27 protein-coding genes and 1 other RNA gene are annotated in these 26,438 nt (G+C 39.5%); 21 read left to right on the top strand and 7 right to left on the bottom strand.

Annotation, left to right across the window (positions count from 1 at the left end; translation table 11 throughout):
* Nucleotides 1-46 precede the first annotated feature (46 nt).
* The 6 genes from BN2425_RS08740 (at nt 47) to BN2425_RS08715 (ending at nt 4,768) form a co-directional block, all read left to right on the top strand.
* On the top strand, nt 47-895 hold the full coding sequence (locus BN2425_RS08740) for a ComEC/Rec2 family competence protein (RefSeq protein ID WP_042457769.1): 849 nt from the start codon (nt 47-49) through the stop codon (nt 893-895).
* A 120-nt stretch (nt 896-1,015) separates the two neighbouring features.
* Complete coding sequence (locus tag BN2425_RS08735; protein WP_042457766.1) at nt 1,016-1,489, top strand: cell wall elongation regulator TseB-like domain-containing protein; 474 nt, start codon at nt 1,016-1,018, stop codon at nt 1,487-1,489.
* Nucleotides 1,490-1,521: 32 nt separating this feature from the next.
* The gene (locus BN2425_RS08730; RefSeq protein ID WP_042457919.1) at nt 1,522-2,715 is read left to right on the top strand and encodes a pyridoxal phosphate-dependent aminotransferase; all 1,194 of its coding nucleotides are present in this window, start codon (nt 1,522-1,524) and stop codon (nt 2,713-2,715) included.
* Between the two features lie 179 nt (nt 2,716-2,894).
* Nucleotides 2,895-3,593, top strand: coding sequence for a DnaD domain-containing protein (locus BN2425_RS08725; protein ID WP_042457763.1), 699 nt, complete (start codon nt 2,895-2,897; stop codon nt 3,591-3,593).
* Between the two features lie 151 nt (nt 3,594-3,744).
* On the top strand, nt 3,745-4,407 hold the full coding sequence (nth, locus tag BN2425_RS08720; RefSeq protein ID WP_042457760.1) for an endonuclease III: 663 nt from the start codon (nt 3,745-3,747) through the stop codon (nt 4,405-4,407).
* Nucleotides 4,400-4,768 carry a YpoC family protein gene (locus BN2425_RS08715; RefSeq protein ID WP_052352813.1) on the top strand — a complete coding sequence of 123 codons (369 nt, stop codon included), beginning with the start codon at nt 4,400-4,402 and terminating at the stop codon, nt 4,766-4,768. Before nth ends, BN2425_RS08715 begins: the two co-directional genes overlap by 8 nt.
* Before the next feature lie 13 nt (nt 4,769-4,781).
* Here the strand turns inward: BN2425_RS08715 and BN2425_RS08710 are convergent, their stop codons facing one another.
* Both BN2425_RS08710 and recU read right to left on the bottom strand, forming a co-directional pair.
* Nucleotides 4,782-7,304, bottom strand: a complete 2,523-nt coding sequence (locus BN2425_RS08710) for a transglycosylase domain-containing protein (protein WP_042457757.1) — start codon at nt 7,302-7,304, stop codon at nt 4,782-4,784.
* 16 nt (nt 7,305-7,320) lie between these two features.
* Entirely contained in the window at nt 7,321-7,926 is a 606-nt protein-coding gene (gene recU, locus BN2425_RS08705; RefSeq protein ID WP_042457754.1) for a Holliday junction resolvase RecU, read from the bottom strand.
* Nucleotides 7,927-8,115: 189 nt separating this feature from the next.
* Here recU and BN2425_RS08700 point away from each other — a divergent pair, with 189 nt between their 5' ends.
* The 3 genes from BN2425_RS08700 to BN2425_RS08690 all read left to right on the top strand — a co-directional run bounded on the left by BN2425_RS08700 (nt 8,116) and on the right by BN2425_RS08690 (nt 10,192).
* Nucleotides 8,116-9,087, top strand: coding sequence for a DUF2515 domain-containing protein (locus BN2425_RS08700; protein ID WP_042457753.1), 972 nt, complete (start codon nt 8,116-8,118; stop codon nt 9,085-9,087).
* Between the two features lie 405 nt (nt 9,088-9,492).
* Nucleotides 9,493-9,762 carry a hypothetical protein gene (locus tag BN2425_RS08695; RefSeq protein WP_042457751.1) on the top strand — a complete coding sequence of 90 codons (270 nt, stop codon included), beginning with the start codon at nt 9,493-9,495 and terminating at the stop codon, nt 9,760-9,762.
* Nucleotides 9,763-9,835: 73 nt separating this feature from the next.
* Nucleotides 9,836-10,192, top strand: a complete 357-nt coding sequence (locus BN2425_RS08690) for a DUF1798 family protein (protein WP_042457748.1) — start codon at nt 9,836-9,838, stop codon at nt 10,190-10,192.
* Between the two features lie 34 nt (nt 10,193-10,226).
* On the opposite strand, the gene yppF is transcribed toward BN2425_RS08690, so the two are convergent.
* Nucleotides 10,227-10,433 carry a YppF family protein gene (gene yppF, locus BN2425_RS08685; protein ID WP_042457745.1) on the bottom strand — a complete coding sequence of 69 codons (207 nt, stop codon included), beginning with the start codon at nt 10,431-10,433 and terminating at the stop codon, nt 10,227-10,229.
* A gap of 184 nt (nt 10,434-10,617) precedes the next feature.
* Here yppF and BN2425_RS08680 point away from each other — a divergent pair, with 184 nt between their 5' ends.
* Nucleotides 10,618-11,166, top strand: a complete 549-nt coding sequence (locus tag BN2425_RS08680; RefSeq protein WP_235714591.1) for a YppG family protein — start codon at nt 10,618-10,620, stop codon at nt 11,164-11,166.
* Between the two features lie 46 nt (nt 11,167-11,212).
* On the opposite strand, the gene BN2425_RS08675 is transcribed toward BN2425_RS08680, so the two are convergent.
* Nucleotides 11,213-11,698 carry an Hsp20/alpha crystallin family protein gene (locus tag BN2425_RS08675; RefSeq protein ID WP_042457742.1) on the bottom strand — a complete coding sequence of 162 codons (486 nt, stop codon included), beginning with the start codon at nt 11,696-11,698 and terminating at the stop codon, nt 11,213-11,215.
* A gap of 200 nt (nt 11,699-11,898) precedes the next feature.
* Here BN2425_RS08675 and hcp point away from each other — a divergent pair, with 200 nt between their 5' ends.
* Complete coding sequence (hcp, locus tag BN2425_RS08670) at nt 11,899-13,188, top strand: hydroxylamine reductase (RefSeq protein WP_042457739.1); 1,290 nt, start codon at nt 11,899-11,901, stop codon at nt 13,186-13,188.
* On the opposite strand, the gene BN2425_RS22480 is transcribed toward hcp, so the two are convergent.
* Nucleotides 13,189-13,344 carry a hypothetical protein gene (locus BN2425_RS22480; RefSeq protein WP_154663480.1) on the bottom strand — a complete coding sequence of 52 codons (156 nt, stop codon included), beginning with the start codon at nt 13,342-13,344 and terminating at the stop codon, nt 13,189-13,191.
* A gap of 40 nt (nt 13,345-13,384) precedes the next feature.
* Between BN2425_RS22480 and BN2425_RS08665 the strand changes: the two genes are divergently transcribed.
* The 8 genes from BN2425_RS08665 (at nt 13,385) to BN2425_RS08630 (ending at nt 22,549) form a co-directional block, all read left to right on the top strand.
* Nucleotides 13,385-15,688, top strand: a complete 2,304-nt coding sequence (locus tag BN2425_RS08665; RefSeq protein ID WP_042457736.1) for a DEAD/DEAH box helicase — start codon at nt 13,385-13,387, stop codon at nt 15,686-15,688.
* Nucleotides 15,679-16,935 (top strand): ribonuclease H-like domain-containing protein, encoded by a 1,257-nt coding sequence (locus BN2425_RS08660; RefSeq protein ID WP_042457733.1) that lies wholly within the window; start codon nt 15,679-15,681, stop codon nt 16,933-16,935. Before BN2425_RS08665 ends, BN2425_RS08660 begins: the two co-directional genes overlap by 10 nt.
* A gap of 349 nt (nt 16,936-17,284) precedes the next feature.
* Entirely contained in the window at nt 17,285-17,659 is a 375-nt protein-coding gene (locus BN2425_RS08655) for a CotD family spore coat protein (protein WP_042457732.1), read from the top strand.
* A 127-nt stretch (nt 17,660-17,786) separates the two neighbouring features.
* Nucleotides 17,787-18,347: a DUF1273 domain-containing protein gene (locus BN2425_RS08650; protein ID WP_042457729.1), complete on the top strand. Its 561-nt coding sequence runs from the start codon at nt 17,787-17,789 to the stop codon at nt 18,345-18,347.
* A 126-nt stretch (nt 18,348-18,473) separates the two neighbouring features.
* A complete protein-coding gene (gene gpsB / locus BN2425_RS08645) occupies nt 18,474-18,776 on the top strand; it encodes a cell division regulator GpsB (protein ID WP_042457727.1) in 303 nt (100 codons plus the stop codon).
* Between the two features lie 69 nt (nt 18,777-18,845).
* Nucleotides 18,846-19,241: RNase P RNA component class B (gene rnpB / locus BN2425_RS08640), an RNA gene on the top strand.
* Between the two features lie 169 nt (nt 19,242-19,410).
* Entirely contained in the window at nt 19,411-20,550 is a 1,140-nt protein-coding gene (locus BN2425_RS08635) for a THUMP domain-containing class I SAM-dependent RNA methyltransferase (protein WP_042457725.1), read from the top strand.
* A 64-nt stretch (nt 20,551-20,614) separates the two neighbouring features.
* The gene (locus tag BN2425_RS08630) at nt 20,615-22,549 is read left to right on the top strand and encodes an ATP-dependent DNA helicase (RefSeq protein ID WP_042457722.1); all 1,935 of its coding nucleotides are present in this window, start codon (nt 20,615-20,617) and stop codon (nt 22,547-22,549) included.
* Between the two features lie 34 nt (nt 22,550-22,583).
* On the opposite strand, the gene BN2425_RS08625 is transcribed toward BN2425_RS08630, so the two are convergent.
* Nucleotides 22,584-23,276, bottom strand: a complete 693-nt coding sequence (locus BN2425_RS08625) for a Crp/Fnr family transcriptional regulator (RefSeq protein ID WP_235714590.1) — start codon at nt 23,274-23,276, stop codon at nt 22,584-22,586.
* Between the two features lie 204 nt (nt 23,277-23,480).
* Here BN2425_RS08625 and BN2425_RS08620 point away from each other — a divergent pair, with 204 nt between their 5' ends.
* Complete coding sequence (locus BN2425_RS08620; protein ID WP_042457719.1) at nt 23,481-25,841, top strand: nitric-oxide reductase large subunit; 2,361 nt, start codon at nt 23,481-23,483, stop codon at nt 25,839-25,841.
* Between the two features lie 20 nt (nt 25,842-25,861).
* Here BN2425_RS08620 and BN2425_RS22720 read toward each other — a convergent pair whose 3' ends face one another.
* Nucleotides 25,862-26,014 (bottom strand): hypothetical protein, encoded by a 153-nt coding sequence (locus BN2425_RS22720; protein ID WP_195891916.1) that lies wholly within the window; start codon nt 26,012-26,014, stop codon nt 25,862-25,864.
* 118 nt (nt 26,015-26,132) lie between these two features.
* On the opposite strand from BN2425_RS22720, the gene BN2425_RS08615 reads away from it, so the two are divergent.
* Nucleotides 26,133-26,366, top strand: coding sequence for a DUF2249 domain-containing protein (locus BN2425_RS08615; protein WP_042457716.1), 234 nt, complete (start codon nt 26,133-26,135; stop codon nt 26,364-26,366).
* Nucleotides 26,367-26,438: the final 72 nt, after the last annotated feature.

Here is a 26,438-nt window from a genome sequence, read left to right as displayed (position 1 = left end):
TAAAAATTGGAAAATCTACGCATGCTAACCCTTAGGAGGAATGTATGTGAGAACTTTACTAATATTAGTGCCAATGCTTTTTTCCTTTAGTTTCATTGTCGGTGCAGAAACGATTAATTCCAGTAACGTCGAAAATATCGAACTCAATCTAAAAGACCATGAGATGGCAGTTACGTTTATTAGTTTATCTGACGGGGAAGCTACGCTCATTCAAGGGCCAGATGGCAGGACCATTTTAGTAGATATAGGCGGTAAAGATACAGAGAAGGAATTAAACAGGTGGCTCAAATTATATAAAGTAAAGAATATTGATAGTCTAATTTTAACAAAAGCGGACGAAAAACTTTCCTATCCACAGCTTAATAGCCTGATTGCAAAATATGGTGTGAAGGAAATTATTACATATCCCGGTGGTTATGCCGATGTGTTAGGCCAAATTGACGAGCAATATGAGGTGAAAGTATATCCTTGGGAACAAGGGCAGAGGGAAGAGCTTTTGCCCGAATTAATAGCAGAAGCGCAATTAGCCGGAACACAGCAAAATGAAGGTCTGAATTTTACTTTGGAGTTTTTCAATAACCGGTTATTCTTTCTTTCATCCTTTAATAACCGTGCGGAAGAGACTTTATTAAAAAAGGATATAGGCAATGTTACCGTCTTAAAAATATCCTGCAGGGATTCGACACCACTATCGGGCGAGTTTCTTGCTTTCTTAAACCCGGAAATATCCATTTTACCTGCAGCAGAGGATGTCACTGATTCTGAAATGATTTCTAATTTGCACGATACCTGGTCTGAAATTTATTCTACGAAGAGGCATGGAACGGTTACCCTGAAATTTTCAGAAACAAAATATGAAGTCTTTACCATACCTGTGAAAAAGGAAGAAAATTAGCTCAATTTTTTTGTGCAAAATGCAATAGAATCGGGGCATGTTTTAACATAACCTGATATAATAAAGAAGGTCAAAAAAAAGCGATGTTTACTATATATCGTACATAGTGAAGTGAAGAATGTGAAGAAATGGATTATTGCTGTTATCCTAGTGATTGTAGCTATTGTAGGTATGTCTATAAAAGTTTATCTGACAGCTATGGAACCTGTTAAGGCTGCGGAAAAACAAGCAATTAAGCTTGCAGGCAATAAGGTCAAGTTTAGTGAGGTAAATGATTTTCATATCTACAATGGTTTGGAGACAGTAAATGTAATTGAAGGGAAAAACAAACAAGGTCAAAAGATTATAGTATGGGTTCCCGAAAAAACGAAAAAAGTATTTGTTAAAAAGGCCAACTCGGGTCTTACTAAGGAGCAAGCCATTCAAAAATTGGCAGATGAAAAAAATCCTGAAAAGATTATTTCAGTCAGGCTGGGAATGGAGAAAAACATCCCCTTATGGGAAATTTATTACCGTTCTAAAGATAATTTAATAAATTATTATTATGTTGATTTTGAAACAGGTGAATGGCTGAAACAAATTGAAAATTTATAGAAGGATAGGAATGGAGGAACAGGGTAATGGCAATTGAATTAGCAAAGCGGGTATTGGCGCTGACGCCATCTGCCACATTAGCAATCACGGCAAAGGCGAAGGAGCTAAAGCAACAAGGAGTGGATGTTATTGGGTTAGGAGCTGGGGAGCCGGACTTTAATACACCACAGCATATTTTAGATGCCGCTGTCCAATCAATGAACGAAGGCCATACAAAATATACACCGTCAGCAGGCCTTCCAGCATTAAAAAAGGCCATTATCAAGAAATTTGAAACTGATCAAGGCCTTATCTATGAGCCAAGTGAAATTATCGTAGGAAGCGGTGCGAAGCATGCACTTTACACGCTATTTCAAGTACTGCTAAATGATGGTGATGAAGTTATCATACCTACTCCGTACTGGGTAAGCTATCCAGAGCAGGTCAAGCTTGCAGGTGGTGTACCCGTGTTTATTGAGGGTTCTGAAGCGAATCAGTTTAAGATAACACCAGAACAACTTGCTAACGCGGTTACCGACAAAACAAAAGCTGTGATTATTAATTCACCTAGCAATCCGACAGGTGTTATTTATTCAGCTGCTGAATTGCTAGAGTTAGGGAAAATTTGTTTGGAAAAAGACATTCTCATCGTTTCCGATGAAATTTATGAGAAGTTAATATACAGTCAGGCTAAACATGTGTCAATTGCCCAACTTTCTCCTATGTTAAAGGAGCAGACTATTGTCATTAATGGTGTATCAAAATCACATTCCATGACAGGCTGGAGAATTGGTTATGCAGCTGGCAATAAACAAATAATCAAGGCCATGACGAATCTTGCCAGTCATAGTACATCAAATCCTACCACGACAGCTCAGTATGCTGCCATTGCTGCCTACACCGGGCCACAACAGACAGTGGAGGAAATGCGCCAGGCCTTTGAGCAGCGTCTAGAAGTTATTTATGAAAAGCTGGTAGCCATCCCAGGATTTGCGTGTGTGAAGCCACAGGGGGCTTTCTACCTCTATCCAAATGTGAAACAGGCAGCTGAAATGACTGGGTACAAGAGTGTGGATGAATTTGTGGAGGGATTGCTGGTTGAAGCGAAGGTTGCTGTAGTACCTGGTTCCGGTTTCGGTACGCCTGATAATATTCGCCTTTCCTATGCCGCTGCACTGGATCAGTTAGAAACAGCTGTTGCAAGAATGCACGATTTTGTTACAGGGAAGATACAGGCAGTTAAATAAAAGGTCTTTAATAATTTCTGCAAACCTAAAAGTGGTAAAAAACAGAAAGATGACGGAAAATACCCCATCTCAACAATCTGAGCCTGCGGAAGCAGGCTTTTTTTCTTTCCTTAACTGGATACCTAATGCACTTAACCAACGACATCGGTTCATGTTATACTATCTAGGAGGTGTCCAAAATGAAGACAACAATATTAAACTGGCTGGAACATGGTACCATTACTGTTCCCACTCTTTTATTTTCAGAATATCGAAGACTTAATTTAACGGAAACAGAGCTTGTTCTGTTATTAAATATTCTAACTTCTATAGAAAATGGAAATCCGTTTCCAACACCAGAGCAGCTGTCCGAAAGGATGACTGTTTCGATTGCTGAGTGTAATGACTTACTTCGCAGGTTAATTCAAAGAGGCTTTCTTGAAATTATTGATGGGTATTCGAATGAAGGAATTCGCTTTGAAATGTATTCAATTAAACCATTGTGGGAAAAGCTAATTGAGCAGTTTCTACTCATGAATAAAGCAGAGAAAGAAGTCTCAAAAAAGTCGGAAGAGACGGATCTTTATACTTGCTTTGAACAGGAATTTGGACGTCCGTTATCACCTTTTGAATGTGAATCACTGGCAATGTGGATGGACGATGACCATCATGATCCTGACATTATAAAAGCAGCTTTAAGGGAAGCTGTTATGTCTGGAAAATTAAACTTCCGATATATTGATAGAATTCTTTTTGAATGGAAGAAAAATGGAATAAAGACAATTGACCAGGCCAAAAATCATGGTCGTAAGTTCCGTCAATATCAGTCGCAAAAAGGGAAAGTGAGAGATGATTCCAGTCAGCCGACAGTTCCTTTCTACAACTGGCTGGAACAATAAACTTGAAACGAGAGGCAGCAGCTCTCGTTTATTTTTCATTTTAAACTAGGCTCTGTTAAACGATAATGTTGATACTCTAACTCTGTTGATTGGAGTGGAAATCAATAGTCAAAGTTAACAGAGCCTTAAACTGAAGAAGGTGAATTAAAAGTTGTTAAATAATTCGCAAGTCCGTTTTTGTTTAGACCAAATCGGAGAAATGTTTCCAGATGCACACTGTGAATTAAATCATTCTAATCCATTTGAACTTGTGATCGCTGTATCATTATCGGCACAATGTACGGATGCGCTTGTTAATAAGGTAACAAAGGATTTATTTAAGAAATATAAGACTCCTGAGGACTATCTAAATGTCCCGCTCGAAGAACTCCAAAACGATATTCGTTCAATCGGGCTTTATCGAAATAAGGCTAAGAACATTCAAAGTCTATGCCGCATGCTATTAAATGAGTATGACGGTCAACTGCCAAAGGATCGAGATGAATTAACAAAGCTGCCTGGTGTGGGCAGAAAGACGGCAAATGTGGTTGTGTCAGTGGCCTTTGGCATACCAGCTATTGCTGTCGATACGCATGTGGAAAGAGTAAGTAAACGTCTTGGAATTTGCCGCTGGAAAGATTCTGTATTAGAAGTGGAAAAGACGTTAATGAAAAAGGTTCCTCAATTCGAATGGTCTATTACACACCATCGGTTAATTTTTTTTGGCAGGTACCATTGCAAGGCTCAAAATCCACAATGTCCAACCTGTCCATTATTGGAGCTATGTAGAGAGGGCAAAAAACGGATGCGAGGGAAGGTCAATACTGATGATTAATCGGGATGAAACGGCTGCTAAAAGGATCCTTAAAGAATGGGCCGATATGAAACATAATCTTGAAAGATTATTTAGAGAGCGTGATTTTAAAAATGTGGATGCTATGATGAAGCAGGGGATTGGCCTCTTTATTCGGTTTTTGTATATAACGAATGGCCAAGACGATCAACCGGCTTCCAGGCAGCCGATCCCATATCAAGAGTTTTCGGTTATACCAATCAATCTAGAAGAAAGATTAGAGTTCGTCAGAAACAGACCAAACTTATTTCACTCTTACCGTCAGCTCTCGGAATTGATGGTTGAATTGGAAAAACTATTTGTTATAGAAAACATAAAAAAATCGTCCAGGACAAATTCCTAGACGATTTTTTAGTTTAAGTGCCGCTACCGCGTTCACTTTGGGTCCCTGGAATAATCACTGGCGGTGTGACTGTCCCGGTACCTTGACTATTGCCGTTACCCGGTCCCGGTTCATTACCATGATTGCCATCGTTCCCATTCCCATTCCCCTCATCATTTCCCTCATTATCTTTAGTAGGAAGGGGGACCTCAAACGTTGTGGTTGCGGAATCACTTTTTCTGTCTCCACTAACAGCTGTAATCGTAAACGTAAATTTGTCACCTGGGTTGGCAGGAACGGTCAAGCGATTTTCTGTTAGTACGGTATGATTAGGACCCGTACCGTTATCGGACGTGATATCAAATTGGACTGACAAATTAGCCGAATTTTTATAATCCCATGATAAGATGATTTGTTTTGATGCTTCATCATAGCTTGCTGATGGGTTAACAGGTGCTTCAAGCTTGTTATACTTTTCAGAAACTGTTTTAGGACTATGTCCCTTAACACTATATTCCGTAATCACTTCACTTTCAGGAGTGAACTCACTTGCAAGAGCAGGAGGCATGGAACCCTTTTCGATCCTAACCTTTTGTACACTATTTGGCATTGTGAAATCTGGTGTCTCAATATCTTTTGACACGAATGTCATTAGGTCTTTAAAAATCATTTGGGCAATTCTTTGGTTATCACCCTTAGCCTCAATCGGTATTTTACGATCACTGTACCCCGTCCATATGGAGGCAGTAAATTTGGTAGAATAGCCAGTAAACCAAGCGTCCGGAACAGAACTGCTGCTCGTTATGCCCCATTCTTTCATTTCATCAGCCGAATAGTTAGTAGTTCCGGTCTTCCCTGCAACGGGTAATCCAGGAACATTGGCCCTGGTTCCGGTACCAGGTGATACAAGGACACTTTTAAGCATACTTGTAACCATAAACGCTGTAGAATCTTTCATAGCAACCTTTGGTTCAGGCGCTGTATCAATAACAGTACCATCTCGAAGTTCTATTTTAACAACGGCGTGTGGGCTATTATAAATTCCATTATTGCCAAATGCACTATACGCACCAGCCATTTGAAGCGGAGATACCCCAATCGTTTTTCCGCCGAAACCGCCAATCGCATAAGACTCATAAATTTCCTTTAACGGTATCCCTATGTTGACAGCGAAATCTTTTGCTCTATCCAGCCCTACCTGTTGTAATGCTTGTACAGCCGGGGTATTTCGCGATAATTGCAGGGCGGTTCGAATGGTCATTGGTCCCAAATACTTAGAATCCCAATTTCCAAACTTTTTACCTGTCGAGTACGTAATCGGTTTGTCCTCGATCATTTGATAAGTTCCCCAGTTTAAATATTCGATGGCGGGTGCATAGTCAAGAACAGGTTTAATGGTAGAACCAGGCTGACGTTGAGATTGGATGGCATAGTTAAAGCCGCGTTTCTGCCTGTTTCTGCCTCCGCCAATTGCTCGAATTTCACCTGTACTTGTATCAAGCAAGACAATACCTGCCTGAAATTGATCATCTGGAAACTTTATAATCTGATCTGTATTCAATATTTTATCAACGTATAATTGGGCATCAGAATCTAACGTTGTATGAATGGTTAACCCATCTATATTAATATCAAAGTTAGTATTATGATTTACCTCAGCGATGACCTGGTCGATAAATGCATCATATGGTTTGTCATTGGTAGTTCTCTGTTCGGGTTTTAAAACTGCATCAGCCACTTTTAGCTTTTTTGCTTCTTCCATTTCCTTCCTTGAAATAAACCCATGCTGCTCCATTAGTGTTAAGACAATGTTCCGTCGTTTCTCTGCTAAAACTGGATTGGTAAATGGATTGTAATTATTTGGGCTTTGCGGCATTCCGGCAATTTGGGCGGCTTCTGGCAAGGATAAATCTTTTAACTCTTTACCATAATAGATTTTAGCTGCTGTGGCCATTCCAAAACTGTTTTCAGAAACAAAGACCTTATTGACATACATTTCGAATATTTGATGCTTCGTATATTTTTGTTCGAGCTGATAAGCCAGCCAAGCTTCTTGAACCTTTCGCTTAATGGTTTTCTCATGTGTCAGAAACGAGTTCTTGACTACCTGCTGGGTAATGGTACTGCCACCTTCTGCACCAAATCCTTCCCTGAAGTTTGCGATAATCGCTCCTCCTAATCGGATCGGGTCTATCCCATGGTGCTGATAAAATCGGTAGTCCTCTGTCGCTAAGATGGCATTTTCTAGCACTTTCGGGATATCCTCATAGCTGACATATTCTCGATTTACAGCGCCCACCTCGGTAATGGGTTTGTTGTTTTTATCTAAGATCTTGGAAGGGATAGGATCTTTTAATAATTTGGGATCTAGTTCAGGTGCATCCTTCACCAAGTAAGCGAATGTACCCACACCGGCGAGTAATCCGACAAATCCAATAATGACCAAAAGTAGGAATATCCTTTTTACAAGTCCTCCCTTTTTTTTCTTGATTTTTGGTTTGCCAGATGTCTGGAGTTTCTTACGGCGTTCCTCTCTTGATTGAAATTGTTCAGCCATTGGAAATTCCTTCCTTTCAAACCTGATCTTCTATAACTTTAATGTAGTCTATTCTAGGTTGATATCCCAATGGGATATAATGACCATTCTCTTCAATTTCTTGTTTGGTAATAGACTTTCTGCCCCCGCCAGTCATTCTATTCCAGTAGAACAATAAGTGCTGTGCACTCAGCAGGTAAACCTCATCAAACTTGGTAAACCTAATAATGACAAAGCAAATTCCTCCATGGCTCAACACTTGCTCCATATGGGTAATTTGATGCTGATGAAAATTCTTCAACGGAAAAGATGTTGGATTTTGTGTTTCCTTGGCCTCAAAATCGATATATTTTCCTTTATAAACACCATTGTAATCTGTGGTAGAAGCCAGCTTAAAATAAGCCTCTTTTATGACAGCAGCACTCCGTTTAGGATAATCAACTTGGACAATTTGAATGGGAGTTGGTTTTTTATGAATGACGGCAATTTTTTGTTCTAGGTAGTATTGATTGGTTTCGTTTATGTCTTCTTCAAGCGTCATTCCGCGATTACTAAAAGTACCATTCTTTTGATTGTTGACCAATAATTTAGGCTCTATTTGTCTTTGAACATATTTTTTTCCGTTAGGGTAATTGACACTCATGATATGCACCTCTTTAAGCCATCCCTTTTAAACAAAAACAAGTAAAAACGGGTGAATAAAATAAACCAGGTTGCGAATTCTAATATTAATTGTACCGTTAATGCGAAGAAAAGAAATGAACCATTTTTCTTAGAGAGCTTTAAAATAATTTATCTGATAAACTATTAAAATTATAAAGGAAAAAACCAAATGAATCATCTTACATTACACGAGCAGAACATTGTTAGTCAAATTCAAGCGGAAACAAGCAAGAAGAATATTGATAATATTTCGCGAACAAATGCCTATTTTTCCTTTTTTAAAAGATATCCAGAAATTATTTGGTCCTTCCTAGCCAGCATGGTATCAAGGAATGGCGGTTGGAATATGTGTGATTTGGAGGGATCAATTTTCCCCCAGCTTCTTGCCCCTGAAGTCAGAAAGAGGCTGTTTATGACTTACGAACGGGCCAATTGGCTTATTTTTCATGATGCCTATCCTCAGTTAATGCTCTATCAATATTCGACGAAACTGAACCGTCCACTGTTTCATTTACTTCCCTTATTCCATGTCTCCCGGTTCATGCAAAAGGAATGGGAACGTTATTGGCAGACCAAAGATAACGGTAGACTTACGACAGCATTGATTATCAATGAACAGAATGTGATTCAAGATCCGGTCATTGAGCATCCTGTTTATAAAAAAAAGGTGTTCCATTCATTTATATTTAATTTTCAAGATTGGTTTCATTTTAGCTGCGTGCTATTTCCAACATGTGGGGGCGAGGTGTATGGGGCAAGTGTTAGTGGGTTTAAATCTCTTTCCAAGAGGATAGAGCTGGGAAAAAGATTAGTGAGAATTTTATTTCATCCCCGGCTTTTTCCTCATTTTTTTGAGTTTGCAGAAAAAACCCCCCATACTGGTTCACGGTTTGATTATGAACAGTATTTTAAAACAAGATCTGCTGGAAGAACCCCTATTCTGCGTAAAACCTTCCCTATTGTGGAACACCAGCAGCATGTATATATTGACTGGAGCAAGGAGCGGTTTGTATCGCCACTTTGGCTGCATGCCCCTGCCCGGTTCAAACATCCCATTCAGCTTACTGATTGGTACTATGAGAAATCAAATCAATTGCAATTACTAGTCTCACTAAAAAACCTAATGGAAATTCATAAATAAAAGTGAAAAAGCAAGGATTGCCCTTGCTTTTTCACCTTATTCAGCTGGGCTATTTGGTCCTTCCAGCTTTTTATCGCCGTATCCAGTCTTTTTTTCAGGTTCTGGCGGCTTAGCTTGATTCTTGGTTTGCCGACTTTTTTTAGCCATTAAAAACACCTCCACCACTAGTTTGCACGAAATTGTACTTTTCATGCGGTAGGGAAGATGTCGAAAAAGGGTTAAGGAAATGCCAGTTTGCCACTTTCTTTAGCGAAACACTTCTAGTTTTGTCAATCATGAAGGAAGCTTAAAAGGGAGGGAGAATTAGTTAATAAACCATTTAGTCTTGGACCTGGAAATATGTTCTGTAGTTGAACAGTAAGGGAAATAACTTTCAGCCATATAACCACAATAGGAGGGTTTTTGATGATTAAACCACAAAGTAGTAAAGAAAGACTTTTAGCCAAACTGACGGGAATTTATGATCAATTGGAAGAGTTAGATGTGGTTCTTAAGACATCATTCTCAGCTAAGCGCTGTGAGCTTGATATGGAAGAGCATAGAAAAATAGCTGAGTCTTCCAGTAAACTCGCTATCCTGGAGAATAATAATCCTTCCTGCTTTGAAGGCAGCATCATAATCAAACCTCGTACTGCCAGTGTGTCTCAATCCTTAAAACTTGAATTGGGCTTTTGAATCTGGTTAAAATTAAATAATAGTAGCAAAATTGGTTTTTGCTCTCTTATTTATAAGGATTGAAGGGGAAATAATGGAGGAACAACTCCTAAATTTAACAGAAGAACTTTTAACATATAACCAGTTGTGTTTAAAATATTTTCAGGAAGTACGGGAAACTCAAAAGGAGCAGGATTTTTATCAGGTCGTAAAACCTTTTGCTGACAAGGTGAAATCTGTAAAAGATGAATGGCAGGTCATGATGAAGGATTGGGTGGAAAAAAAATCTCCCAAGCATATTCATAGAAATCAAATTGAGACCATCTCGGATCATATCGAACGGAATTCGATTCAGGCTTTTTTTCCCGGAACAAGTAAAGCGTTGTTCTTAAATGCAAACCGAACGATTAAATATTTTCTTGAAGAAGTAATAAAAGAAATAAATCATTAAAAAAGAGATGCAACGCAGCATCTCTTTTTTCATTCTATTTAGTATTCTCGATGAGGGAGTCTTCCTCGGCTGGCAGTTTGGCGCCTAGGCTTTCTAATTCACGGACAAGTTGTCGATATTCTTTAATCGTAATTTCATTATGAATGTAGGCTTTCTTAGCAAAATCCATTAGTGCATTTACGTCCTCAGTACTATAGTCCCGGGAATGTAAAAACTTACTTTTTAAATCGCGAATGTCCATGGTATACTCCTCCTTCATCATTTTCCTTATCGTAACATAGAAACGAATGATTTTTAGTTTTTATAAAATTTAAACTTTAGACAAATTTCACGCGGATTTGACAACAACTATTATCTTTTTTTATCACCTATCAGGGGGAATCTTCATACTGTGTAGCAGATAAATAAAGAGGAGATGTTTGCCCATGTCTGGTACCATGAGGCCTAATAATCGCTTTTTAAATGGATATCCGGGACAAGTGATGCAGCCGAATTTCATTGGTCAAGCGTGGAATCCCCCTTCTGAATTCCGCCAGCAAACGTACCCATATTATCCACAAGTTGCTGCCAATGGGTGGATGAATTTACAGCAATATCCTTATCCCTCGCAGGTAGCGCAGCCCTTTTTCCAAAATCATCAACCTGGTTTTGGAACACCCTACGTGGGAATGTCAGGTCAACCATACACACAAAAGGATTCTCAGTTTTTATTTCAAAACCCGTTGCAGCCAAAGGAAGAATCTTATTCTCAGCCCTATATGCAAATGAACGGGTACGGAATCATGAATCCATACCCTAAACAAAGTTTCATACCAAAGCAGCCAAGCGGTGTACAATCGCTTATGAACTCATTTAAGTCGCAGGATGGATCGATTGATTTTAATAAAATGATAAACACAGCTGGCCAAATGGTAAATGCCGTTTCGCAAGTCAGTTCGCTGGTAAAAGGCTTCGGGGGAATGTTTAAGGTATAAAAAAGACGGCTACATTAGCCGTCTTTTCAACTATTATAGTCATTCATTAATCCTCTGCTTCTATTTGAATCACATTTCCTTTTTCACGCGGAATCCGAATCTTCAATAGCCCATCACGATAAGAGGCTTTAATTTTTTCTTCATTAATAGCAGTAGGCAAAACAACCGTACGAGAGGATTGCTGGTGTACATATTTTCGGCGGTAAATTTGATTTTGATCGTCTTCTGTTGTTTCAAGTTCCTTATTATCAATGGTAATGGTTAAGTAATTTCCTGCTGTGTTCAAATGGATTTGTTCCCTTTTAACACCAGGGAGTTCGGCCGATACAATATACTCATCTTTTGTTTCTGCAGTATTTACCTGGAACCCTGGCTGAAATGGGAATGGGGTATTAAAAAACTCATCGATGGATTGCAGAAAACCTCTCACCGGCTGTTCATTAAAAAATTGATTAATAGATTTAAATATATCACCAAAGGGCTCAGAAAATGAATTCTTTCCGTTGTTTTTGTTACTTGGAAGATTTGACATACTAGTACCCCCATCTACAAAAATTCACATCATAATATATGCCGAGATACCCAATCAGGTTACGAATTGGGAGCCATGAATCTATGACAAAAATGTGAACATTGTTCTTCGTGTGATGTAAATCACATAAATTACAATCGCAGTAACGGTATGCTTTAAAGGAAATTAACGAAGGAAATTAACGAGAGCGAGGGAAGGCCATGTTTTGTTATCAATGTGAACAGACACCAACCGGAGGCTGTAATGTGATTGGTGTTTGCGGAAAAGATGAAACGATAGCTAGCTTGCAAGATACCATTATCTTTGGATTAAAGGGAATCGCAGCCTACCGTACCCATGCCAATCAATTGGGATATACCGATTCATTTGTTGACGCGGTGACTCATGAGGCATTGTATATGACATTAACCAATTCTAACTTTAATCTACAAGAACATATTGACATGGCAATGAGAGTAGGGCAATCAGCGGTACGTGTGATGGAGCTTTTAGATAAAGCACATACTGAAAGGTTAGGGATCCCACAGCCTATCCGTGTAAGCCAAAATAAAATAGAAGGTAAATCTATTGTTGTAACAGGTCACAATTTATTTGCTTTAGAGGAACTATTAAAGCAAACCGAAGGCAAAGGCATTAATATTTATACCCATTCAGAGATGCTGCCTGCCCATGGTTATCCGGCACTAAAGAAATATTCACATTTGAAGGGGAATATTGGAAAGGCATGGTATGACCAACGGCGTCTGTTTGAAAAGTTCCCGGGAGCTATTTTGGCTACTACGAATTGTGTAATGCCAATTAAGGGGACCTATGCTGACCGTATGTTCTCTTATGAAGTGGCGGGACTAGAAAATGTTCAAAAAGTTGTAAATGATGATTTTACACCAATAATCAAACGGGCTTTAGAGCTTCCAGAGGCCAATATTGAATCTGATGAGACTTTGATTACAGGTTTCCACCACGAAACGGTGCTCGGTTTGGCTCCTGAAGTTATTGACGCAGTAAAAGCTGGGAAAATCAAACGGTTCTTTGTAATAGCAGGCTGTGACGCTCCAGGAAAGGGCGGCGAGTATTATCGTGAGCTTGCAACTTCATTGCCTCCGGAAACTGTCATTTTAACTACTTCCTGTGGGAAATTTAGGTTTAACGATGTGGATTATGGAGTGGTTCCAGGAACAGAAATTCCTCGTTATATCGATTTGGGGCAATGCAACAATTCCGTATCAACAGTCAAAATCGCCATGGCATTGGCAGATGCATTTGAATGTGAAGTAAATGAACTGCCTGTAAGCATTGTGTTATCGTGGTTCGAACAAAAGGCTGTAGCCATTTTATTAGGATTGTTCAGCCTTGGAATCCAAGATATCCGGATTGGTCCAAAACCGCCAGAATTTATTTCCGAAGGTGTATTAAAAGTCCTTCAAGATACTTTCAACCTAAAACTAATTGGCACTGCCCAGGAAGACATGCAAGAAATGCTTTCGCTATAATTAGATGATCTCTCTTATGACATTCCCCGTACCGCAGCCTTTTATGGCTGCGGTGTTTGTGTTTGCTAAACTTTGTTGTTCCTCCTCTTCAACCATCGAGTGGAAAATAATACCGGATAATTTTTTTAACAAAACAGGTAATTTTACTTTTTTCACGAACGTTTATTCGCTAAAATAAAGGTATTGGGGTGAGGTCATGAAGTTAAGGAAAAACCTTCAGGAAATAGTAGAAGAGTTAAAAACAAACGAAAAGTTTAAGGGAAATATTGTTACATGGCATACAATTCCTGAAACGAAGGCGCAAACCGTGCCGTTTCCGGAAGATTTGCACCCATTATTGAAGGATGCGCTGCACCATAAAGGGATCGAGATGCTTTATACCCATCAAAGGACTGCATACGATAAAATTACCTCAGGAAAAAGTGTAGTAGCTGTAACCCCTACGGCTTCCGGGAAAACATTATGCTACAACCTTCCTGTTTTGCAGACAGTCCTCCAAAATTCAAATGCACGTGCCCTTTATATGTTTCCGACCAAGGCGCTTGCCCAGGATCAAAAAAGTGAAATCAATGAGCTGATCCAGTCAGCAGGGCTTAATATAAACAGCTACACATATGATGGGGATACGCCGGCAAACATCCGCTCTCGGGTCAGGCAGGCAGGTCACGTTGTCATTACCAATCCTGATATGCTGCATTCCGCCATCCTGCCGCATCATACAAAATGGGTTTCCTTGTTTGAAAACCTGAAATTTGTGGTGATTGACGAACTTCATACCTACAGGGGAGTTTTTGGCAGTCATGTGGCAAATGTAATCAGAAGATTAAAACGGATATGCGCGTATTACGGGAGTCACCCAGTGTTTATATGTACCTCCGCAACCATTGCCAACCCGCTGGAATTGGCTGAACGGTTAACGGAGGAACCAATGGAGCTGATTGACAACAACGGAGCACCAAGCGGGACCAAACATTTCGTTTTCTATAACCCGCCAATTGTAAATAAGCCATTAAACATTCGAAGAAGCGCTACGCTCGAGGTGAGAAGTATTGCAGGAGAACTGCTGAAGAATAAGATACAAACGATTGTCTTTGCCAGAAGCAGGGTCCGGGTTGAAATTATTCTTACTTACCTTCAAGAGTTAGTAAAAAACCAATTAGGACCTAAATCGATTATGGGGTATCGGGGAGGCTATCTGCCGACAGAGCGGAGAAAAATTGAAAAAGGCCTGCGATCTGGTGATATCTATGGAGTTGTCTCAACAAATGCTCTCGAATTAGGTGTAGATATCGGACAACTTCAGGTTTGTATTATGACTGGATATCCAGGCACGATATCTAGTGCTTGGCAGCAAGCTGGCCGCGCGGGACGGAGGCATGGCGAGGCGCTCGTTATCATGGTTGCGAGCTCTAGCCCTCTCGACCAATACATTATTCAGCACCCAGATTACTTTTTTAATAAAAGTCCGGAAACGGCCAGAATCCATCCAGATAATTTGATTATCTTAATTGATCATATGAAATGTGCCGCCTATGAGCTGCCCTTTAAGAAGGAAGAATCATTCGGGACCGTCGATACTGAGGAACTATTAGAATATTTAACAGAGGAAAGAGTTCTCTATCAAAACGGGGATAAGTGGTATTGGATGAACGATTCATTCCCTGCTCACAATATTAGTTTACGATCAGCCTCCCAGGAAAATGTCGTAATTGTCGACATAACCAATGTGGCCCACGCAAGAGTCATTGGAGAAATGGACAGGTTCTCATCCATGACCCTTCTCCATGAGGAAGCCATATACTTGCATCAGGGCACTCAGTATCAAGTAGAGAAACTAGATTGGGAGGAAAAGAAAGCTTTTGTGCGAGAGGTGGATGTCGATTATTATACTGACGCTAATTTAGCCGTGCAATTAAAGGTATTGGAAGTGGACAAGCTTCAGAAAAATCAAGCATCTGAAGTAGGATATGGCGATGTCAGTGTCAGGGCAATGGCTACGATTTTCAAAAAAATAAAATTTGAAACTCACGAAAATATTGGTTCTGGTCCCATTCATTTGCCAGAAGAGGAGCTTCATACGAATGCGGCATGGGTTTCTTTAAATAAACCATTAACCGAACTTGGGCAAGAGAGAACTGAGCAAGGGCTCGCAGGTGCAGCACATGCTCTGAACCATATCGCTCCATTATTCGTAATGTCTGACCCACAAGATATTCATGTTATACCACAGGTGAAAGCGGACCATAATGAAAAACCAACTATTTTCTTTTACGACCGATATCCGGGTGGGATCGGTTTAAGTGAAAAAATATATGGTGATGTAGCCAATGTATTTCATGAAGCCGAAAAAATGATTACAAATTGTCAGTGTGAATCAGGCTGCCCGTCCTGTATTGGAACCGATACGGTTAGCAACACCGCAAAACAAGATACATTGACAACTATTAAGGCGTTTGTCCCTACATCGGTTATGAACGGGGAAGTGCAAAAATGTCATTAAAAAATAAACTAAACCGGCTAAAACCCCATTTATCCGTTGGGGCACAGCCGGTCCACCCAGTCCCCAAACCAGAGCCTCCATCCATTGAGATTCCTTTTTTGGAAAAATGGAAGGCAGAACACGTGGTTCCCTATTATTTCGACGATAGTTATTGTTTAATCCGGGAAGTAGTTTACCCACTAGACCATAAGCATGGCCATTATTGCTTCAGCGATTTTCTAATTGCGATGGATATATGGAATAGGGAAAAAATTAATCATCCATTATCCGCTAAGGGTTTTCGTGCTGAAGAATTATTCTTCTTTGATACTGAAACCACAGGGCTTGGAGGAGGGACTGGCAATACGATTTTCTTGTTAGGCTATGCTAGTATATCTGGAGATAAGCTGATTTTGCGGCAGCACATTTTACCGCATCCTGGTGCAGAAGTTCCGTTGTATCAAAGCTTTTTGGAAAGGATAAATTATAAAACCCTGGTTACTTATAATGGGAAATCGTTTGATTGGCCGCAAGTAAAGACCCGTCATACTCTTGTAAGAGAGCATGTGCCAAAACTTCCCGAATTTGGGCATTTTGATATCTATCATGCAGCTAGACGATTGTGGAAGCATAAGCTGGATCGAATTAAGTTGACCAATGTTGAACAAGATGTCTTAGGGGTAGAGAGAGCGGATGACATTCCAGGATATTTAGCTCCCATGATTTACTTTGATTTTATTGAAAGTAAACAACCTGAGGGAATGCTTGGTATTTTAAAGCATAATGAGGTGGACATTTTATCCCTAGTTACCTTATATACACACTTAACTTTCCAGTTATGTGGGAAGGACCTAGGCCAGACGAGAAAAGAAACATATGAAGTTGGGCGGTGGTTTGCTGCTTTAGGGGAAACACATCAGGCAGAAAGGGTATTAACCAAATTAACAGCCATTCAAGATGTTACCTCGAGCAAGGCCATGCTTACTTTAGCCTATCAGCATAAAAAAGACCATAACTATCAGAAGGCCCAAAAGTTATTTTTAGATGCAGCAGAATCTGGAGGCCCACTGGAGCAGTTTACGGCATATATTGAATTGGCCATTATATATGAACATCGGATAAAGGATTTGCAACTTGCAATTGAATTCTGCGAAAAAGCCATGGATCTTGCTACAAAACGTAAAAAAACAAAATCAGAAAACATTTCCATCTTGGAACAGCTTGAAAAAAGATATGACCGACTGCTTAGAAAAAAAGAAAAATCTTAGGCTGATGGTAGCCTAAAATGAGTAAAATAAAAAATTGTTACAAAATGTTCATATTTTCATAGCGAAAATTAAACATTCCATATTGTCTAATACGTGTTTACAGAGTACAATTTAAAATTGTGTGAAGTGATTAACGTGAAAAATTTATGGAGCTGGAAAATATGTATAAAGCCATTTTGTTTTTGTATTTTGTAGTAGTTTGTTTAATTGCAGTTGTTCTGACCGGATTGAAGGACAGCTTTTATTCCTTTTTATAAGAAAAATAGGTATTTTCATTAGTACAAGAATACTCCTTCCTTCATAGGCTGTTAATGTAAGCAGAATGAAACGAAAGGAAGGAGAAGAAGTTATGTTTCTTGGTACAAATGTTACCCCGCCGGTCATTCACCCGACTACCAATCTAGTGAATCACACTTTTTCTACCACTATCGTGCCGCACATTCATCCAGTGCACACGACAACAGTTAACCATCATTTATTTCAGCATAAACATTATTGCCCGCAAACTGCTTCCTGTGCGGAAGATGTTTGCCATCAACAGATTAATTGCTGCAACCCATGTGCACCTGGAATGATGATGCCGCAAGCAACTATGCCAGCTGCAAATGCTCTTCCAAATGCAATGCCTAATATGGCACCAGGCTTTGGTATGGGTGGCCCAGGTTTCGGCGGCATGGGTGGTCCAGGTTTCGGACCCGGACCTTTCAGAGGCCGCAGGCCGTAGAGAGAGGTTTACTTGCAGGGGCTTCATAGCCCTTGCTTTTTTATTGTGTCTTCATTAGTATGATATGCTGTCCTTATAGAAATGATTGTCCATTTTTCAAAAAAATAATGAAAAGGAGAACCCAATTTTGATAAATGTTCTGGTGATTTCTGGGTATAAGCCCTATGAACTTGGGATTTTTAAAAAAGACCATCCTTCTGTTTATTATATAAAAACAGCCATTAAGAAAGCTTTACTACCGATGGTGGAAGAAGGACTTGAATGGGTTTTGATTAGCGGCCAACTAGGGGTGGAGCTTTGGGCAGCCGAAGTGGTATTTGAACTCCAGCTCGATTATCCAGAATTAAAATTAGCCGTGATTACCCCTTTTTTAGATCAGGAAGCGTCCTGGAAAGAGGATAACAAAGAGTGGTATGAATCTGTCTTGATGCAAGCGGACTTTGTTGATTCCGTCACTAAAAAAGGTTATGAAAAACCGTGGCAATTCCGGTTGAAAAATCAATTTTTTATTGATAAAAGCCAAGGTATGGTACTGCTATATGACCAAGAAAAAGAAGGCAGTCCTAAATTTTTGTACGAATTGGCCTTACAATATCAAAAAAGTCATGATTATCAAATCCAATTAATAAATTTTTATGACCTGCAATTGATTGTTGAAGAAGAACAAGAAAAACAGACAGATTTTTAAGCTAACTGCATATACATACCTGTGGAAGCTTATGTTGTACTAACGCTTTTGCCAATTAAAATTGACAAAAACGTTTCTTTTTGAAAAAATAGAAAGTAATGATTGGCGAATATCGAGGTGATGAGGATGCTGTCAGATAAAATTAAGTTAACAGCAAAAGATATATTGGAAAAAGAGTTTAAATCTGGTGTCCGTGGCTATAAACAAGAAGAAGTTGATAAATTTTTAGATTTAATTATTAAAGATTATGGAGCCTTTCAGCAAGAGATAGAAGACCTTCAGCAGGAGAATTTAAGACTTCGCAAACAGCTTGAAGAAGCATCGAAAAGGCAGCCGGTTGCACAACCTGCCGGTACAACTAACTTTGATATATTAAAACGACTCTCCAATTTGGAAAAGCATGTTTTTGGCAGTAAATTATACGATTAAAGTGTTTTCCTATTATTAACCATTGAATAACACGAAGAAATTACATATAATAGAACATGTACGTTAATGACGTTCGGGTAATCGCTGCAGTTAGCGGATGCAACGCTGCAGAGGAAAGTCCATGCTCGCACGGTCTGAGATGTCCGTAGTGTTCGTGCCTAGCGAAAACATAAGCTAGGGCAGCCAACCTATGGCTGACGGCTGGGAAAACATCTAAGTCCTTATGGATATGGTGTGAATACCTGTAAAAGTGCCACAGTGACGTAGCCTTTCTAGAAATAGAAAGGGTGGAACGGGTAAACCCCACGAGCGAGAAACCCAAATTATGGTAGGGGCGCTTTCTCTGAGGAAATGAACAAGGAGAAGGACAGATTCTTTTAGATTCTGTAGATAGATGGTTACCTCCTTAGTACGAGACATAAATAGTCGCTTGTAGTACTTTGGTACAGAACATGGCTTATAGAACGTTATTAATGGAATAGTTATTGGTAAAACTAAATGGCTCTCCTAGCGGAGGGCTTTTTATGTTACATGTAAATTGAATTTGTTGACTCATAAATGAACATAATGGAATTAAATGTACCAGTTGATAACGAATCAAAATACATACAAAGTGGATCTTAAGGGTGAAAAAATGGGAACTTATCAAATTATTGCGACCTCTGCAATGGGGCTCGAGGCTTTAGTGGCAAAAGAAGTCAGGGCACTAGGTTATGAATGTCAGGTTGAAAACGGAAAGGTTATATACACTGGAGATGAATACGCCATCGCGAAAAGCAATCTATGGTTGCGAACTGCTGATCGGATTAAGATTATAATAGGGGAATTTAAGGCCTTAACCTTTGATGAATTATTTGAAAAAACAAAAGCACTGCCATGGGAACAATTCTTGCCTGTAGATGCAGAGTTTCCGGTATCGGGAAAATCTGTGAAGTCTAAACTTTTTAGTGTATCGGATTGCCAGGCAATTGTGAAGAAGGCCATTGTTGAACGAATGAAACTCCAATATAAGAAAACAGGTTGGCTGGAAGAAAATGGCTCTTTGTATCGGGTTGAGGTGGCATTACTAAAAGATATTGCCACCATTACCATAGATGCAAGTGGACAAGGCCTCCATAAGCGAGGATTTCGAGCCTCCCAGGGAGCGGCTCCATTAAAGGAGACGCTTGCCGCAGCGCTAGTCATGTTAACCAACTGGCATCCCGACCGGCCATTTATCGATCCTTTCTGTGGTTCAGGAACGATCCCTATTGAAGCAGCGATGATTGGACAAAATATCGCACCGGGCTTTAACCGGGATTTTGTTTCGGAAAACTGGAAATGGATGCCGCAAAAGGTCTGGCAGGAAGCCCGAAATGAGGCAGAGGATTTGGCCAAGTATGACCAGCCTTTGGATATCATCGGTTCTGATATTGACCACCGCATGGTAAAAATTGCTTCGGAAAACTCCTTTGAGGCAGGTTTAGCAGATGTCATACAGTTTAAACAAATGCGAGTACAAGACATATCTGTCAAAAAGGAGTATGGGGTCATTATCGGTAATCCTCCATATGGAGAGAGGCTCGGGGAAAAACAAGAGGTGGAACAGATGTACCGGGAAATGGGACAGGCATTCAGCAAGCTAGACACCTGGTCGATTTATATTCTAACCTCCAATGAGAATTTTGAAGAACTATATGGTAAACCTGCTACAAAAAAAAGAAAGTTGTTTAACGGTTTTATTAAAACCGATTATTATCAATATTGGGGGAAAAGACCTCCACGTCAAGATTAACCATTAAAAAAATAGATGAATGTTATAGGCGTCGTTTCGGCGCTATTCTTTTTGGAGGGATAAGATGGAAGAGCGCATTCCGTTCGCCGTATCTAAAACAGAATCATTTTATGATCAGTTAAGCCAATGGATAGGGGATGTATTTTACGACATATTGCCGGAGTCAGGGTATGAACTAAGGGATGAACAAATCTATATGGCATTCCAGCTGGAAAAGGCATTTAAGGAAAAACAAGTCATGTTTGCAGAAGCTGGGGTTGGAACAGGGAAGACCATTGTTTATTTACTATACTCTATTATGTATGCACGCTATACCAATCGCCCGGCAGTAATTGCTTGCGCGGATGAAACATTAATTGAGCAACTGGTAAAAAAGGAAGGAGATATTGCCAAACTGCAACAAATATTGGGATTAAATATTGATGTGCGTCTGGCAAAATCTGAAGATCAATATTTATGCCTCAATAAACTGGAACAGGGAAGAATACACTTTCATGAGGAAACAAATTTCATATATGAGCAATTGCCGGACTTCGTGCAAGCTGCCGGTTCGATGCGGGCTTTTACTAGGTATGGTGATCGGCGAGAATATCCTGACCTGCCTGATGAAGTTTGGGAAAGTGTCAACTGGGATCCGCTTCAAGATTGTTTTTCTTGTGCAAATCGTCATCGCTGTGGGCTCACCTTAAACAGGGAGTATTATCGCCATGCACATGATTTAATCATTTGCTCCCATGATTTTTATATGAAGCATGTCTGGACTAAAGAATCACGGAAGCGAGAAGGGCAGTTGCCACTGTTGCCGGACCACTCCTCAGTTGTTTTTGATGAAGGGCATTTATTGGAATATGCTGCACAAAAAGCATTAAGTTATCGCTTTACTGAATATACACTGGAAACTTTGCTCACCAGGCTAATGGAAAATGATGTGCGCGAGCGAACATTACATACGATTGAGGAAGCTATATTGGATAACGAAGCCTTCTTTAACGTGATTTCGCAATTTTCCTCAACCCCTGAAAACTCTGAGAAACAGTTAATTCATAAGCATTCATTGGTGATGCGAGCATGTAGGAAACTACTCTCAACTTTACAGAAATTAGAGGAAGAGCTTGTATTTGAGAGTGAACTATTTGTCATTAATGAATATGACCTAAGAATTGTTGAAGAATATTTAGAGCAAATCACTTATTCATTATCTCTGTTTCTTCAGGAATTAAATGGGATTACTTGGTTCGAAGAAAATGGCGGCGAACGAACATTAGTGATTATGCCTAAACTTGTTTCTGAAGTGTTGCAGGAAGAAGTCTTTTCACAGAAAAAGCCTTATATTTTTTCATCAGCCACTTTATCTAACGAGAACTCGTTTGATTATATTGCATCAAGTCTCGGTATTAAGGATTATCTATCATTCTCTGTTAACTCTCCATTTGAATATGAAGATAAAATGGCGGTTTACCTCCCGAAGTTTCCTAAAGATGAAGCAGAGAAGAAATTGGATTATGTAATAGAGCAAGTCATTAAATCGGAAGGACGGGCTCTAATTCTCCTAAATACAAAAGCAGAAATGGAACAAATTAAATTAAAGTTATTAAATGAGGACCTTCCTTTCCCTGTTTACTTTGAGGGGGACGAGGAAATCAGTACTCTTGTTTCTAGGTTTCAAAATGAGGAACATGCGGTCCTATGCTCGATGCATCTTTGGGAGGGGCTTGATATACCAGGGCGGTCGCTTGAAAATGTTACAATACTTTCTTTGCCCTATCCGCCTAATGATCCCGTCTTTATTGCGAAGCGAGAGGGAGTGGATGACCCATTTACAGAAGTGGACTTGCCCTATATGCTCCTAAGACTCAGACAAGGGATTGGACGATTAATTAGAAGTGAAGCCGACCAAGGTGTTGTCCATATTCTGCTCGAAAAAGAAACTTCCGAGACTGTAGTACAAAAAATTCACGGCATTTTGCCAGTAGAACCATTAGAAATTAATCACAAATAAGAAAAGAGGAAGCAGATTGCTGCTTCCTCTTTTCTTAACTAAACAACTCTTGTTGCAGCAAATCACGGTCAATCAGATAATTTCCTTCCTCATCCGAGACAATCAAATCCTTCTTTTTTAAAAGATTGATGGTTCGGCTGACTGTTTCCCTTGAGGTTCCGATCATATTGGCCAATTCCCGGTTGGTAAATTGAGTAGTTAGTTTATAGCGGTCACCCATTTTTTCACCGTTCGTTTTACATAACCTAATGAGCAGCAAAACAATTTGTTCGAATGTATTATGCAAAACCTGAGCTTCTAATCTTCCTTGAAGGTCAATTATTTTTTCTCCCAGCACTCGAAACAGCTTTACACTAAGTTCCGGATAAGTTAGGAGTATTTTCTCAAATTGATCAATTGGTATCACAATCAATAGTGCATCTTCCATAATCTCGGCCATTGCAGGATACCGTCCTTTTATAAAAAATCCTGCGTGAGGGAACATTTCTCCTGCTTCTAGAATAGAAACAATCTGCTCTTTACCGGAAAAATCGGTTTTATAAATTTTGACCTTACCACTATGAATAAAAAATACTCTGTCCAGTGGGTCGTCCTGCATAAAAACATACATTTTGCTTCTATATAGACGAGTCTGGGCTATTTGTACCATCTGCTCCAATTCACTATCAGATAACTCTTTGAATAGTGGAACATGTGAAAGCCTCTCTTTAATATCTTCTTGCTTCAATTGCATCACCTTCATGGTTAATAATCATCATTCTATATTATATCACTAGAAAAAGTGATAGTAAGTGACCTACGTCATATTCAATGAAAATACTTCTCAGCCTTGTGCTAAATATCACAGGAAAAAGATGAAATCCTTCACTTTGTGTCGAATGTGTGACAGCTACAATAGGAAGTGTGATAAATATAGAAAGGGTGGCTTTGGATGGAAATACAGCGTAACGAACCAGTGAAAAAGGTGGTAAAGGAAAAGAAAAACGCCTTATTAAAATCCATTCTAATCGTGACAGTTCTACTAAGCTTTACGGTCTTACTAGGTGGAGGATACTGGATATTTAAGGAACAGGCCCCAAGACCGCTAGAGGTAACAAATGAGCAAGGAAAAGTATTATTTACAAAAGGATCGATTATGGGGGGGCAGGCCGTTTGGCAAAAATATGGACTAATGGACTACGGTACAGTTTTAGGACATGGATCTTATATGGGGCCAGATTATACGGCTGAGTCGTTAAAAATATATACAGAAGGCATGCAGGATTATAAAGCGGATATTCAGTATAGCAAAAAGTTTTCAGATTTAAATGAAGATGAAAAGTCTGGCATAAAAAATCAAGTTATTAAAGAAATGCGCAAAAACCGATATGACTCTGCCAAAGATAAGTTAACACTTACAGATGCGCAAGAGTATGGGCTTGAGAGGGTCAGGAAACATTATCAAGAAATTTTTACAAAAGGGGATGGCTGGGGGTTAAAGGCTCATTTAATCAAAGAATCAGATATGCCTAAAAAAGACCGTGCATATGTTGCGGCTGGTGATCAAATGAAGCAAATTTCAGACTTCTTCTTTTGGACTGCATGGCTTTCAAGCACTGTCAGAGAAGGAGATAAAATTACCTATACGAATAACTGGCCATACTATGAAGATGCTGGAAATCATCTGTCATTTTCTGCGGTTTGGTGGAGTGGAGCCAGTATTACAATTTTTCTAGTGATGCTAGGGTTAATCTTGTTCTTCTTTTACCGTTATAAATTTGGTATGCAGGAAGCGTATAAGGAGGGAGAATACCCTAAAATTGACATACGCAAAATACCCGTTACAAGTTCCCAAGTCAAAACGGGTAAATATTTTACTATTGTCACAGTGTTATTCTTTGTTCAGTGTATGTTTGGTGCGCTGCTGGCACACTATTACATTGAACCTGAAAGTTTCTTTGGCATTAAGTGGATCCATGATATTCTTCCATTTAACATTACAAAAGGCTATCATTTACAATTAGCAATTTTCTGGATTGCCACTGCATGGCTTGGCATGGGCATATATGTCGCTCCACTTGTTGGAGGCTATGAACCAAAGAAACAGGGATTATTGGTTGATTTATTATTCTGGGCACTCGTTGTGTTGGTTGGCGGCAGTATGATTGGTGAATGGCTTGGAGCTAATGGAAAACTGGGCAATCAATGGTTCTTATTTGGTCATACCGGATGGGAGTATATTGAACTGGGGCGTGTCTGGCAGTTGATTCTAATTGTAGGTATGTTAATCTGGCTGTTTATTGTGTTTCGTGGGGTGAAAGCAGGTTTGAAACGGGAAACTGATAAAGGCGGCTTGATTCATCTATTATTCTACTCAGCTATTGCCGTTCCGGCATTCTATGTGTTTGCCTTATTTATCAATCCTGGTACTAGTTTTACTTTTGCCGATTACTGGCGCTGGTGGATTATCCACCTTTGGGTAGAAGGTATTTTTGAAGTATTTGCGGTTGTAGTAATTGGATTCTTGCTTGTTCAATTAGGTTTGGTAACGAAGAAATCCACTGTCAGACAATTATACTTTCAATTAATTTTGCTACTGGGCAGCGGCGTAATTGGAATCGGGCATCATTATTACTATAATGGCTCTGCGGAAGTCTGGATTGGACTTGGAGCTGTTTTCTCAGCGATGGAAGTCATTCCATTGACTTTATTAATATTAGAAGCGTATGACCAATACAAAATGATGCGTGACGGGGGAGTGGATTTCCCATTCAAGGGCTCTTTTTGGTTCTTAATCTCTGTTGCAATTTGGAACTTGGTCGGTGCAGGTGTATTAGGCTTCTTAATTAACTTGCCAGCTGTATCTTACTTTGAACATGGTCAATTTTTGACCCCTGCGCATGGACACGGTTCAATGATGGGCGTATATGGCATGTTTGCAATAGCAGTTCTACTCTATTCTTTAAGAAATATAGTGAAACCTGAGTTCTGGAAAGATAAGTGGCTCAAGATTAGCTGTATCCTATTAAACGTCGGTCTAGCTGGCATGGTATTTTTATCGTTACTGCCGGTTGGTTTTATGCAAATCAAAGAAGCTTTCAATAACGGTTATGCAGCATCAAGGTCTTCCGCCTTCCTGCAAAAAGACTTAGTTCAAACGATTCTAACTTGGCGGGCAGTGCCTGACACCATTTTCTTGGTTGGAGTGGTTATATTAGTGTTGTTCTGTATCAAATCGTTATTCCATTTAAGGAAACCAACACACAAAGAGGAAGAGAGACTCCCTGTTAAGGATCTAACATTAGAAGATTAACATGTAGAGAATCCGCATGGTTAGCTTTGCGGATTCTTTTCAGGTTTTTCCTGTCTTTCATAGCAATCAAAGCAATAAAGCTCCTTTGCATCTGTGTGGACACCATTCAAGAAACCGTCTAAGCAATAAATTTCTTTTTTACAATTGGAACAACAGCCGACTAATTCTTTCAAAATACTTCCCTCCTAGTGATTATTAATTAAATCATACACTAGAAGTGATAGGACTCACTATATGAAAAACAAATATTTTTTATAATATACAAGAAATTAAGAAAAAAGGAGAATAGATATGACAACCTTTTCTAAAGTAATTAATGTACCGGAAATTCCGCCCCGCGACAAGCATCCGAAGATTTTACAAACATTTGATGAGTTAGCATCTGGTGAGTCGATGCAAATCATTAATGATCACGATCCCAAACCATTACATTATCAATTCATGATGGAGAGGCCGGAGCAATTTATTTGGGCGTATCTCGAGCAAGGTCCCGAAATCTGGAAGGTCGTTATCGGCAAGAGATAAATTTCCTGCTGCCAAACAACAGAGACAAGGTTTCTGTTGTTTTTTAATCCTAATTTTTATTTGAGTATCAGA

This window comes from Neobacillus dielmonensis, assembly GCF_000612665.1.
GTDB lineage: Bacteria > Bacillota > Bacilli > Bacillales > Cytobacillaceae > Neobacillus > Neobacillus dielmonensis.
This window is presented reverse-complemented; position numbering and strand designations above follow the sequence as displayed.